The sequence below is a fragment of the Burkholderia sp. MSMB1826 genome, assembly GCF_001526325.1.
Lineage (GTDB): Bacteria > Pseudomonadota > Gammaproteobacteria > Burkholderiales > Burkholderiaceae > Burkholderia.
In genome coordinates this window covers 230,773-243,146 of record NZ_LOYN01000010.1, presented here as the reverse complement: position 1 = coordinate 243,146, position 12,374 = coordinate 230,773, and the positions used below count along the sequence as shown (strand labels likewise).

9 protein-coding genes are annotated in these 12,374 nt (G+C 68.2%); 6 read left to right on the top strand and 3 right to left on the bottom strand.

The features are described 5' to 3' along the window. Nucleotides 1-10: 10 nt before the first annotated feature. Together pbpC and WS95_RS03120 are read left to right on the top strand one after the other, a co-directional pair. Nucleotides 11-2,266 (top strand): penicillin-binding protein 1C, encoded by a 2,256-nt coding sequence (pbpC, locus tag WS95_RS03125; RefSeq protein ID WP_059822254.1) that lies wholly within the window; start codon nt 11-13, stop codon nt 2,264-2,266. A 123-nt stretch (nt 2,267-2,389) separates the two neighbouring features. Beyond that, entirely contained in the window at nt 2,390-3,079 is a 690-nt protein-coding gene (locus WS95_RS03120) for a hypothetical protein (protein ID WP_059822252.1), read from the top strand. 44 nt (nt 3,080-3,123) lie between these two features. Here the strand turns inward: WS95_RS03120 and WS95_RS03115 are convergent, their stop codons facing one another. Beyond that, nucleotides 3,124-3,645: a GNAT family N-acetyltransferase gene (locus WS95_RS03115; protein ID WP_059822249.1), complete on the bottom strand. Its 522-nt coding sequence runs from the start codon at nt 3,643-3,645 to the stop codon at nt 3,124-3,126. 21 nt (nt 3,646-3,666) lie between these two features. Continuing rightward, nucleotides 3,667-4,914, bottom strand: coding sequence for a multidrug effflux MFS transporter (locus WS95_RS03110; protein WP_059783308.1), 1,248 nt, complete (start codon nt 4,912-4,914; stop codon nt 3,667-3,669). A gap of 300 nt (nt 4,915-5,214) precedes the next feature. On the opposite strand from WS95_RS03110, the gene WS95_RS03105 reads away from it, so the two are divergent. Next, the gene (locus WS95_RS03105) at nt 5,215-5,763 is read left to right on the top strand and encodes a hypothetical protein (protein WP_059822247.1); all 549 of its coding nucleotides are present in this window, start codon (nt 5,215-5,217) and stop codon (nt 5,761-5,763) included. A 75-nt stretch (nt 5,764-5,838) separates the two neighbouring features. On the opposite strand, the gene WS95_RS03100 is transcribed toward WS95_RS03105, so the two are convergent. Then, a complete protein-coding gene (locus WS95_RS03100) occupies nt 5,839-6,735 on the bottom strand; it encodes a glutamate/aspartate ABC transporter substrate-binding protein (RefSeq protein WP_059822245.1) in 897 nt (298 codons plus the stop codon). Between the two features lie 421 nt (nt 6,736-7,156). Here WS95_RS03100 and WS95_RS03095 point away from each other — a divergent pair, with 421 nt between their 5' ends. The 3 genes from WS95_RS03095 (at nt 7,157) to mgtA (ending at nt 12,317) form a co-directional block, all read left to right on the top strand. After that, nucleotides 7,157-8,815 carry a S8 family peptidase gene (locus tag WS95_RS03095; protein ID WP_059783303.1) on the top strand — a complete coding sequence of 553 codons (1,659 nt, stop codon included), beginning with the start codon at nt 7,157-7,159 and terminating at the stop codon, nt 8,813-8,815. Between the two features lie 521 nt (nt 8,816-9,336). Then, on the top strand, nt 9,337-9,504 hold the full coding sequence (locus tag WS95_RS35275) for a hypothetical protein (RefSeq protein ID WP_179950161.1): 168 nt from the start codon (nt 9,337-9,339) through the stop codon (nt 9,502-9,504). 47 nt (nt 9,505-9,551) lie between these two features. Next, entirely contained in the window at nt 9,552-12,317 is a 2,766-nt protein-coding gene (mgtA, locus tag WS95_RS03090; protein ID WP_059822243.1) for a magnesium-translocating P-type ATPase, read from the top strand. The last annotated feature ends 57 nt before the right edge of the window (nt 12,318-12,374 follow it).

The window sequence follows — 12,374 nt, the reverse complement described above, 5'->3', positions numbered from 1 at the left end:
CGAGATCGCGATGATGGATCCGGCTTTGCCGCGGCCGGCGCGCTTCGCCGGCCGCATATTCGTCGCCGTCGTGCTGGCCGCGCCGCTCGTCGCGCATGCGCTGCCCGGCTACGACGACGTGCGCCGCAACTGGCGCAGTTCCGACTGGGTGCTGCTCGCCCGCGACGGCACGCCGCTGCAGCGCACGCGCGTCGACCTCGCCGAACGGCGCGGCGAATGGGTGTCGCTCGCCGACGTGTCGCCCGCGTTCCGCGAGGCGATCGTCGTGTCCGAGGACAAGCGCTTCTACGAACACAGCGGCGTCGACTGGCGCGGCATTGCCGGGGCCGCGTGGGGCAATCTGTGGAACGAGCGCACGCGCGGCGCATCGACCGTCACGATGCAGCTCGCGGGCTTGCTCGGCGATTCGCCGCGCCGCTCGGGCCAGCGCTCGCTGCCGCAGAAAGCCACGCAGGCCGTGAACGCACTGTGGCTCGAGCGCAGCTGGCGCAAGGACCAGATCCTCGAGGCCTATCTGAACCTGGTGCCGTTCCGCGGCGAGACGATCGGGCTCGGCGCGCTGTCGCAGGTGCTGTTCGGCAAGGCGCCGTCCGGCCTCGACGCGCGCGAAGCCGCGATCGCTGCGGCACTGGTGCGCGCGCCCAACGCGGCGCCCGCGAAAGTCGCCGAGCGCGCGTGCCGGATCCTGCGCGACATGCATGCCGGGCAGGCGTGCGCGTCGCTCGACGGTTACGTGCAGCTCGTCACGGCGCGCCCGGCCAACGCCACGCGCAACGACGTCGCGGCGGACGGCGCCGCCCTCGCCCCGCACTTCGCGCGACGCATCGCGGCGGAGGTCAAACCCGCAGCCGGCGCGCAGGTCCGCACGACACTCGACGCGCCGCTGCAGCGCTTCGCGCGCGACACGCTGATGCGCGCGCTGACCGAACTCAATGCGCCCGCGCACCGGCGCAACGTGCAGGACGGCGCGGTGGTCGTGATCGACAACGCGACCGGCGAGATCCGCGCGTGGGTCGGCTCATCCGGGGCGCTGTCGAGCGCGCGCGACGTCGATGCCGTGCTCGCGCCGCGCCAGGCCGGCTCGACGCTCAAGCCGTTCCTCTATGCGCAGGCGATCGACGAGAAACGGCTGACGGCCGCGTCGCTGCTCGACGATGCGCCGATCAACCTCGCCGCTGGCGGCGGCCTGTACATTCCGCAGAACTACGACAAGGATTTCAAGGGCTGGGTGAGCGTGCGCAGCGCACTCGGCGGCTCGTTGAACGTACCGGCCGTGCGCACGCTGGTGCTCGTCACGCCGCACCGCTTCGCGCGCACGCTGACCGCGCTCGGCCTGCCGCTCGCGCAGGAAGGCGATTACTACGGCTTCAGCCTCGCGCTCGGCAGCGCGGACGTCACGCTGCTGTCGCTGACCAATGCATACCGCGCGCTCGCGAACGGCGGCGTCGCGCGCAAGGTCGTCGACCTGCCGGCCCCGGCGCCGACGTCGACCTCCGGTCCATCGACGCCCGCGCGGGCGGACGCCGGCACGCGCGTGTTCAGCGAAGCCGCCAGCTTCGTCGTCACCGACATCCTGTCCGACAACAACGCGCGCGTGCGCACCTTCGGCTTCGACAACCCGCTCGCGACGCGCTTTTTCTCGGCGGTCAAGACCGGCACGAGCAAGGACATGCGCGACAACTGGACCGTCGGTTTCACGTCGCGCTATACGGTCGGCGTGTGGGTCGGCAATGCGGACGGCTCGCCGATGTGGGACGTGTCGGGCGTCACGGGCGCGTCGCCCGTGTGGTCGGCCGTCGTCGGCTATCTGCACCGCGACCTGCCGAGCCGTGCGCCGCGCGCGCCGGCCGGCGTCGAGACGCGCCGCATCGCGTTCGAGCGCGACATCGAGCCGGCTCGCAACGAGTGGTTCGTCGCGGGCACGGCGGTCGACACGATCCGGCTCGCGGCGCCCGTCGCGCCGGGCAAGGACGGCGCGCGTGCGCCGCTGACGATCGGCGCGCCGACCGACGGCACGATCTTCGCGATCGACCCGGACATTCCGCCGAAGAACCAGCGGATCTGGTTCGAGCGCTCGGCCGGGCGCGCGACGAAATTCGCGTGGCGGCTCGACGACAAGGTGATCGGGCATGCCGACCGCGTCGCATGGCTGCCGTGGCCGGGCCGGCACCGGCTGGAACTCGTCGATGCGCGCGGCAACGTCGCGGATGCGATCGGCTTCGAGGTGCGCGGCGCGTTCGCGAAGCCGGCCGCGCGCAAGCCCTGAGCCGGCGAACCGGCGTTACCGGCCGGCCGTGTTCGCTTTCCCCGGATCAGGACATAGAATGACAACAGCGCCGCCATTCCCCACGCGCACCGGTTGCCTCATTCTCTCGGATTGCCCGCGACCATGAACATTCGCCTTATGCGTTTCACCCGCCCCGCGCTGGGCGCGTTGTGCGTTGCAACGCTCGCCGCGCTCCAGGCCTGCAACGGCGATGCCTGCTTCGGCGTCGACGTGTGCTTCAACGACAACACGCAAACCGTCTCGCTGTCGGGCACGGCCGCGACGGGCGACGCGCTCGCGAGCGCGCAAGTAACGGTCGATTGCGCGGCGGGCTCGGCCACGACGCTGACGGACGGCGGCGGCAACTACCGTGTGACGCTCAACGCGGCGCTGCCCTGCGTGATCACCGTGGCGTCGGGCGGCGCGAGCCTGCATTCGCTCGCCTACGCGGGCGGCACCTTCAATACGACGCCCGAGACCGAGCTGATGCTCGTTTATCTCGCGGCGCAACTCGGGACGAACACGGCCGGGCTGATCGGCAATTTCCAGGGCACCCTGCGCTACCAGCGGGCGATGAACAGCCCGGACACCGTGCAGTCCGCGCAATCGGCCGTGGTGACGAACCTGCAGCAGCGCTATGCGGTCACGCTCACCGCGCCGGCGTTCCTGACCACCTCGTTCGTGGTCGGGCAACCGGGCGTCGACAGCGATCTCGTCGCGCTGGCCAAGGCGGGGGCGATCGACCCGAACGGGCTGCCGGATCCGGTTGCCGTGTCGCTGTTGCAGCAGGCCGGGGCCGCGCATCCGCTGTAAGCGACGCGGGATGCGACGCGACGTGATGTGACGGAAATCGGCCGTCAGGCGCCGGCTTCGCGCGCGTCGTCCGCCAGCAGTGCCCAGCGCTCGTGGTCGCGCCATTCGCCGCCGATGCGCAGATAGCGCGGCGAAAACCCCTCTTGCCTGAACCTGAGCCGTCGCACCAGCGCGATCGATGCATGATTGCCGGGCTGGATGTTCGCTTCGAGACGGTGCAGTCCGAGTTCGCCGAACGCGACGCCGATCGTCGCGCGCAACGCTTCCGTCATCAGCCCCTTGCGGCTGGCCTCCGCCATGCCGTAGTACCCAAGATAAGCGCTCTGAAACACACCGCCGACGATCTCGTTGAGGTTCACCACGCCGACCACCGTGCCCGACGCCCGTTCGCGCGCGACGAATCCGACGTTCGGCCCGGTCAGGCAGCGGGCGAACCATTGATCGAACCCGGCCTGGTCGACGAACGAATCGACCCACGGCAGATGATGACGCCGGCTCGCGCGGTTGGCGGCGATCAGATCGGCGGCGTCGGAACGGGCGACGCGATTCAGCAGGATCCGGTTCATGAGTCGTTCGCCGGCCGGCGCTTACGCCGCCCCCTCGCTTGCGCACACCACCGGCGCCGCCTGCTGCTGCGACAGATACCTCAGCAGCTTCGTCACCATCCACACCACGACGAACGACAGCGCGACGAAGAACACCGCCAGCGGCGTCAGCACGTGAATCGACACGAAGCCGGCCAGGCCCATCATCGCGGACGACACGAGCAGCAGCGCACAGCCGAGAATCGCGCTCGTCAGGCCGGCGATATGCGGAAACAACGAATTGCCCTTGGCCATCAGCGTCGGATACATCGCGCCCGCGCAGAAGCCCATCACGAGCACCGGCGTCGCGAGCGTCCACACGCGCAGGCCGACGGTCAGCGCCAGCACGAGCATCGCGACCGACGCGCCCGCCATCACGCGCGCACCGATACGCAGCCGTTGCTCGGCGCTCGGCAGCCCGCGCCCGTGAATCCGGTTCGACAGGCCCCCAAGGAAATACATGAGGCCGATGCCGAGCGCGAGATAACCGAAGAAGGTCGGCGGCTTGTGCAGCGTGGTCTGCACCATGAACGGCCCGACGATGTTGAACACCAGCAGGATGCTGTAGCACAGCCCCTGTGCGAGGAAACAGCTCTGGAACACCGGGCTCGCCAGCACCTTGCCCGTGTTCGCCATCAGCGTGCGCGGCTCGAGATGCACCGGCTTCGGCAAGGTCTCGCGGTAACGCCACAGCAGCGCCCACATCGCCAGCGAGTAGACCAGCAGGAACACGAGGCACGCGCGCCAGCCGAACCATTCCTGCAGGTGCGCGCCGATCACCGGCGCGACGATCGGCGCGAGCCCCCACGCGATCGACATGTACGTGAACGCGTGCATCAACGCCTGGCCGGAGAACGAATCGGTGATGATCGCCTTCGCCAGCAGGTTGGTGGTCGCGATCCCGAAGCCCTGCAGGCAGCGCGCCAGCACGAACGTCTCGAGGTTCGGCGCGCCGAGCGACAGCAGGCAGCCGATCGTGTAGATCACGAGCCCGAACGCGAGCACGCGCTTGCGGCCGTAGGCGTCGGCGATCGGCCCGAAGATCAGCTGGCCCAGCGCGTAGGCCGCCATGTAGCCGGACACGCTGGACTGGATCGCTTGCGGGGTCGTTGCGAACGAACGGGCCATGTCCGGTAACGCGGGCACGTAGATGTCGATGGCGAGCTGCCCCGCGGACGCGAACAGACAGATCAGAAACAGCAGGAAGCGCGGCGAATTCGACTCGCGCGCGGGAGTGGGCGTGGCGTTCATGACGACTGGGAAGGAGGACAGGCAGCCGTGCCGCATCGTCGATGTTCGAGTGACGAACACGCGTGCGGTCGCGACGAATTCCGTATTGTGCCTGTTGTTGCACCGCGCGACAGGATTCCCCTGGCGCGGGCGCGGTTGAATACCGGTTGCGGTTCGTCCCGAAGGGCGCCGGTCGGTCCGGCCGGCCGGCCGCGATTTTAATGTTGATTTAAGCCGCAGGCCGCATTGTCTCGGATGGCTCACTCCGTGAGCCGCACGTCATTGTTGATTCGATCAGTCTCGTTTGATGGAGATACGAAGATGCGATTCCGTTCGTATATGGCGGCGGGCGCGCTGGCGCTGGCGCCCATGTTCGCCCTGGCCGGGCAGGCCGGCGCGGCGGCCGCCGCCCAACCGATGTTCGTCAACGTCGACGGGCAGGCCGTGCCCGTGAAAGCCGAAACGCGCGTCGTCCAGACGGCCGTCGGCCCGATGAAGGTCAGCACGTGGAGCTGGCACAGCCCGCAAGGCGGCGCGAGCTTCGAGATGCAGACGTCGTCGTCGGGCGGCATGCCGCCGGCGGCCGCGCTGCGGCAGATGCAGGCCGCGCAGTACCGGATGCAGGCGGCCCAGGCGCAGATGGTCGCGATGCAGCAGCAAATGATGGCGCTCCAGCACATCGCGCTCGCCAACGCGTTCGCGATGCCGATGCCGATGCCGCAAACGGTCGGCTTCGCGATGCCGCTTTGGACGATGCCGGAACCGGTCGTCGTGCTCGTGCCGGCGCAGCCGCCGGCGCGTTCGGCAGCCCCGGCAACGCCGGCCGCACCTGTCGCACCCGCCGCACGCGGCCCGGAAATCAAGGCCTGACACGCTTCGCGCCACCCGGCGCGGCACGCTCGAACCGCCGGCATGCGCCGGCGGTTTTTCATTGCGACGGCCGAATCAGTACTGCGCCTGGTCCGTCGGATTCTTGAACAGCTGCTTCATCTCCGCCGACAGCGGATAGTTGAGGCTGACGCCCTTCGGCGGAATCGGTTGCATGAACCACTGGTCGTACAGCTTCTCGGCCGCGCCCGAGGTCTGCATCTTCGCGATCACGCCGTCGACGACGCGCTTGAATGCCGGATCGTCTCTGCGCATCATGCACGCGTAGTTTTCGTGAACGAGCGGCGTGCCGGTGACCGTGTACGCACCCGGGTTGCGGTCCTTCGCGATCTCGCCGTACAACAGCGGCTCGTCCATCACGAACGCCACCGCGCGCCCGGTCGTGACGTTCATGAACGCTTCGGCGTGATCCTTCGCGCTGATGATCGTCATGTTCATCGCCTTCTCTTCGTTGAGCTTGCGCAACAGGCGCTCGTCCGACGTGCCGGCGGTCGTCGCGACCGTCTTGCCGGCCAGGTCCGCAAAGTCCTTCACGCCCGAATCCTTGCGCGTGCTGAAACGGATGCCGTACAAAAAGATGCTGTTCGAGAACGCGGCCTGCTTCTGGCGTTCGAGCGTGTTCGTCGTCGAGCCGCATTCGAAGTCGATCGTCCCGTTCTGCAGCAGCGGAATCCGGTTTTGCGACGTGATCGGGATTTCCTTCACCGCGAGGTTCGGCAGGTTCAGGTCCGTCTTCAACTGATCGATGATGCGCGACGCGATGTCGCGCGAGTAGCCGATGTTCTTCTGCTGGTTGTCCGAATACGAAAACGGCACCGACGACTCGCGAATGCCCAGCGACACGACACCCGTGTCCTTGATCTTCTTCAGCGTACCGGTAGGGGCCTGCGCGTGCGCGGTGCCGGCCAGCGCACAGGCCAGCGCGACGGCGAGCCAACGGAAACGGCGATCCATGCGTGTCTCCTGACGAAACGTTGAGCGAATCGCGATCCTACGCCCGACAATATTCGCGTCACATCGGGGGAACCGTAAAACACCCTTCCGCCGCGGCCCGATCCTCAACGAGGTTTTCCGTGCCGCGCAAACCGCCCGGCGCCGCTCGTCTCGCCCGACCGACCCGGGCGCGCGCGGCCGCGCCATCCCCGCCGGCTGTTCCAAACGTGCGTTCGCGCTGCAACGCAGCAACGTAATCGTTTGCGGCGCCCGTCGTTTTTCTCGCGAAACGCACTCAAGAAGCCGCCGCGCACGCCGTTACCCAGTGCATGGCGCGTCGCAGCAACCCGCTGCAACCGTCAGACAAAAACGACAAGGTCCGGCTCGCCCGGACCGGCGCCACCGCCGGCACGACGGTTATCTACGAGGATCGAGTTTCAACATGAGAGCCAAACGTTTCCATTTCGCGCTGGCGCGCCCCGCACATGCGCGCATGCTCGCCGGCATGCTGTCTGCCGCCGCCCTGCTGCCCCTCGCCGGCTGCGGCGGTGGCGGCGGCGACGGCAGCAACCCGTCTTCTTCCAACGCGGCGCCTGCCCCGGCCCCGGCACCGACGCCCGCTCCCGCGCCCGCCCCGACCACCCCGCCCGCGTCGTCCGGCAGCAATGCGTGCACGTCGCAGCAGGCCGCCGTGCAGATGGCTGCGCAGGCCACACCGATCGAGCCACCGGTCGATCACCTGATCGTCAAGCTGAAGACGCTGACGGCCACGCGTGCGATGGCGGCCGTCGACAACGGCTCGCGACTCGACGCGGTGATCCAGCGCGCGATGACGCGCTGGACGGCACCGGTGACCGGCAGCGCACGCGCGTACGCGAGCACGGTCCCGCAAACGCCGGTGAACGTGCAGGTCGAGCGGACGATCTCGAACGGCGCGGCCGTGCTGTCGCTCGGCCAGCGCATGGCCGCCGCCGATGCCGCCGCGCTCGCGCAGGCGTTCGCGGCCGACAGCGACGTCGACTACGCGGAGCCGGATCACCCGATGCAGATCCGCGACACGCCGAGCGATCCGCTCTACAACCAGCAGTGGTACCTGTCCGACCCGACCGCCGGCATCGACATGCCGCCCGCGTGGAACGTGACCAAGGGTTCGCCGACCGTCGTCACGGCCGTGCTCGACACCGGCTACCGGCCGCACGGCGACCTCGTCGGCAACCTGATACAGCAAGGCTACAGCTTCATCAGCAACGTCCACACCAGCAACAACGGCTCGACGCGCGGCCCGGACGCAACCGATCCGGGCGACTGGGTCACGCAGCAGGAACTGGACGACGCCAACGGCCCCTACTATCACTGCGCGAGCCAGCCGAGCAACAGCAGTTGGCACGGCACGCGCGTGATGGGCGTGATCGGCGCGACGGCCAACAACGGCACCGGTGTCGCCGGCGTGTCGTGGCTCGGCCAGATCCTGCCGGTGCGCGTGCTCGGCAAGTGCGGCGGCGTGACGAGCGACATCGCCGACGGCATGCGCTGGGCAGCCGGCATTCCCGTCAACGGCGTGCCGAACAATCCGAATCCCGCGAAGATCATCAACCTGAGCCTCGGCGGGGTCGGCGCATGTAGCACGACGTTCCAGCAGGCGATCGACGACGTGACCGCGAAGGGCGTGACCGTGGTCGTCGCGGCCGGCAACGACGGCCTGTCGACCGGGCTCGACCAGCCCGCGAACTGCCGCGGCGTGATCACCGTCGGCGCGACCGATGCGACGGGCCGCCGCGCATCGTTCAGCAACTTCGGCGCCGATGTCGCGCTGAGCGCACCGGGCGTCAACATTCTGTCGACGTCGAACACCGGCACGACGACGCCGGGCGCCGACACCTATGGCCTCGCGAACGGCACCAGCCTCGCGACACCGCAGGTGACGGGGGCCGCCGCGCTGATGCTGTCGGTGAACGGCAATCTCACGCCCGCGCAGATCCTGCAGAAGCTGCAAGGCGGCACGCGCGCGGCGAAGCTGGCGGCCGGCACGTCGTGCACGGCGCTGCCGGCAGGCTCGGGCATCCTCGATGCAGGGGCCGCCGTCGCGACCGCGAACCGGTAACCCGCACCTCGTTCGAAGCGGCCGCGCGCATGCCGACATGGCACGCGCGCGGCCGTTTCGTGACGGGCTGTCGCGCACGCCCGCGAACGTGCATCGGCACGATCGAGTATCCCGAAAAAACGCCTGAAAAAAGGGCCGACAAAAGGGTTGACGCTTCGCACGACGAGCCATTACCATCGCTCCCGTCTAATTACATGGAGTGTTCTGTGAACACCGATGCGAGTTGTAGTTGGTGTCCGACCAACTTGACTGCTGCCTGAGGAAAACGCGCAGAGCCTCGTCTTCTGCCGCATCCCGGGAAGCAGGATGCGGCGCCCTTCCGGCCTGATTACCGGCCAGATCCCCCGCCGAATTTTTGATGTTGTCGAATGCACGCGACGCACCGTCGCGCGTGTGCGTTCGCGTTGCGCGCGGCATCGGCCGCGTGCGCTCTCCGTTCGCGTGCCGTCCGGCCGCGCGCCTCGTTGCGCGCGCCGCTGCCGATCGCCCGTGCCGACTATCCGCAACCGACAGGAGTGCAGATGAACTCAGACGACAGTAGTCGATTACCGCTCGCCGGTGCGACGCTGCGCATCGACACGCCGTCCGCATCGTGCGCGCCGGCGAGCGTTCCCGCCTTTACCGATCTTACCGATCCACAGTCGATCGCGCCTGACGCGACGCGGCGGGGAGCGCTCGTGCGTCGATAACGTCACGGTCGCTCCCCGCCCGCCGCCTCGTGCGCAAGGAGCGATTCATGACGAAACGACACGACACCTCGCACAAGAAACAGCGCGGCTTCATCAAGGCCGGCGCCGGCCAGCAGAACGACCCGCGCATCATGCGCGCCGCGCAGGAAGCGGCCCGCCCGCTCGAAGCCACGCTGAAGTCGCTGCACACCAGCACGCGCGGCCTCACCTACGACCAGGCCGCCGACCGCCTGCAGCATTACGGGCCGAACGAAATCGCGCACGACAAGCCGCCGCACTGGAGCCGCCAGCTGCTGCTCTCGTTCCACAACCCGTTCGTCTACGTGCTGCTGGTGCTGGCCGCCATCAGCTTCTGCACCGACGTCTACTTCGCGGCCCCCGACGATCGCGATTACGTCGGCATGACGATCCTGCTGACGATGGTCACGATCAGCGCGCTGCTGCGCTTCGTGCAGGAGTTCCGCTCGCTGCGCGCGGCCGAGAAGCTCAAGGCGATGGTCCGCACGACGGCGACCGTGCAGCGCGCGGTGACCGACACGGCGGAGCCGGCGCGCCGCGAGGTGCCGATGCGCGAGGTCGTCGTCGGCGACATCGTGCATCTCTCGGCCGGCGACATGATCCCCGCCGACGTGCGCCTGCTCGCGTCGCGCGATCTGTTCATCAGCCAGGCCGTGCTGACCGGCGAGGCGCTGCCCGTCGAGAAGTACGACACGCTCGGCGCGGTGGCCGGCAAATCCGCGAGCACGCATGCGCCCGCCGCGGCCAACGACGCACCGGCGTCGCTGCTCGACATCGAGAACGTCTGCTTCATGGGCACCAACGTCGTCAGCGGCACGGCGACGGCCGTCGTCGTCGCGACCGGCGAAGACACGTACTTCGGCTCGCTCGCGCGCAACGTCGTGAGCCACAAGCGCGTCGAGACGAGCTTCGACCGCGGCGTCGCGAGCGTCAGCTGGCTGCTGATCAAGTTCATGTTCGTGATGGTGCCGATCGTGTTCATGATCAACGGCCTGACCAAGGGCGACTGGCTGAGCGCACTCACGTTCGCCCTCGCGGTGGCCGTCGGCCTGACGCCGGAGATGCTGCCGATGATCGTCAGCGCGAACCTTGCGCGCGGCGCGGTCGCGATGGCGCGCCGCAAGGTCGTCGTCAAGCGGCTGAACTCGGTGCAGAACTTCGGCGCGATGGACGTGCTGTGCACCGACAAGACCGGCACGCTCACGCAGGACAAGATCATCCTCGAACACCACCTCGATCTGTCCGGCCACAAGAACGAGGACATCCTGCGGCTCGGCTGGCTGAACAGCTTCCACCAGAGCGGCCAGAAGAACCTGATCGACATCGCGGTCGTCGCGCGCGCCGACGAGATCGGCGAACGCGTGAAGCCGCAGGGCTACAAGAAGATCGACGAACTGCCGTTCGACTTCGTGCGGCGCCGCCTGTCGGTCGTCGTCGAGGACACGCACGGCACGCACCTGCTGATCTGCAAGGGTGCGGTCGAGGAAATGCTGGCGGTTTCCACGCACGTGCAGGACGAAGACGGCGTGCGCCCGCTCGACTTCGTGGCCCGCAAGCGGTTGCTCGAACAAGCCACCGCGTACAACGAGGACGGTTTCCGCGTGCTCGTGCTCGCCACGCGCACGATCCCGCGCGGCGACGAACGCGCGCAATACCGCACCGCCGACGAACGCGATCTCGTCGTGCGCGGCTTCCTGACCTTCCTCGATCCGCCGAAGGAATCGGCCGCGCCGGCGCTCGCCGCGCTGCGCGAGAACGGCGTCGCGGTGAAGGTGCTGACGGGCGACAACCCGACCGTCACGATGAAGGTGTGCCGCCAGGTCGGCCTCGAACCCGGCAAGCCGATGCTCGGCACGGAGATCGAAGCGCTCGACGATGCCACGCTCGCGCAGGTCGTCGAACGCACGACCGTGTTCGCGAAGCTCACGCCGCTGCAGAAGGCGCGCATCGTCAAGGCGCTGCAGGCGAACGGCCACACGGTCGGCTTCCTCGGCGACGGCATCAACGACGCGCCCGCGCTGCGCGACGCCGACGTCGGCATCTCGGTCGACAGCGGCGCCGACATCGCGAAGGAAACCGCCGACATCATCCTGCTCGAAAAGAGCCTGATGGTGCTCGAGGAAGGCGTGATCAAGGGCCGCGAGACGTTCGGCAACATCCTGAAGTACCTGAACATGACCGCCAGTTCGAACTTCGGCAACGTGTTCTCGGTGCTCGTCGCCAGCGCGTTCCTGCCGTGGGAGCCGATGCTCGCGACGCAGCTGCTCGTGCTGAACCTGATCTACGACACGTCGCAAATGCTGCTGCCGTGGGACAAGATGGACCCCGAGTTCCTGAAGAAGCCGCGCAAGTGGGAAGCCGGCAACATCGGCCGCTTCATGCTGTGGGTCGGGCCCACGTCGTCGGTATTCGACATCACGACGTACATCCTGATGTGGACCGTGTTCGGTGCGGGCGCGCTGTATCACCTGAACGGCGGGTCGAGCGGCCAGATCGTGATGAATTCGGGCTGGTTCATCGAGAGCCTCGTGTCGCAGACGCTCGTCGTGCACCTGCTGCGCACGCAGAAGATCCCGTTCCTGCAGAGCACGGCGTCGCTGCCGGTGCTGCTGTCGACCTTCACCGCGATCGCGATCGGCTGCTGGCTGCCGTTCTCGCCGTTCGCGCAAGCGCTCGGCTTCATGCACCTGCCGGGCACCTACTGGCTGTGGCTCGGCGCGACGATGGTCGGCTACATCGTGCTCGCGCAGATCGTCAAGACGATCTACGTGCGCCGCTACAAGCAGTGGTTCTGATGTCGCGCGGATGACGACGTTCCGGCCCGCGCGCCACCCGCGCGGGCCGAACGACCC

Bases quoted from the DNA above. Each gene is read 5' to 3' on its own strand.
- pbpC (WP_059822254.1), top strand. From the start codon at position 11: ATGATGGATCCGGCTTTGCCGCGGCCGGCGCGCTTCGCCGGCCGCATA.
- WS95_RS03120 (WP_059822252.1), top strand. From the start codon at position 2,390: ATGAACATTCGCCTTATGCGTTTCACCCGCCCCGCGCTGGGCGCGTTG.
- WS95_RS03115 (WP_059822249.1), bottom strand. From the start codon at position 3,645: ATGAACCGGATCCTGCTGAATCGCGTCGCCCGTTCCGACGCCGCCGAT.
- WS95_RS03110 (WP_059783308.1), bottom strand. From the start codon at position 4,914: ATGAACGCCACGCCCACTCCCGCGCGCGAGTCGAATTCGCCGCGCTTC.
- WS95_RS03105 (WP_059822247.1), top strand. From the start codon at position 5,215: ATGCGATTCCGTTCGTATATGGCGGCGGGCGCGCTGGCGCTGGCGCCC.
- WS95_RS03100 (WP_059822245.1), bottom strand. From the start codon at position 6,735: ATGGATCGCCGTTTCCGTTGGCTCGCCGTCGCGCTGGCCTGTGCGCTG.
- WS95_RS03095 (WP_059783303.1), top strand. From the start codon at position 7,157: ATGAGAGCCAAACGTTTCCATTTCGCGCTGGCGCGCCCCGCACATGCG.
- WS95_RS35275 (WP_179950161.1), top strand. From the start codon at position 9,337: ATGAACTCAGACGACAGTAGTCGATTACCGCTCGCCGGTGCGACGCTG.
- mgtA (WP_059822243.1), top strand. From the start codon at position 9,552: ATGACGAAACGACACGACACCTCGCACAAGAAACAGCGCGGCTTCATC.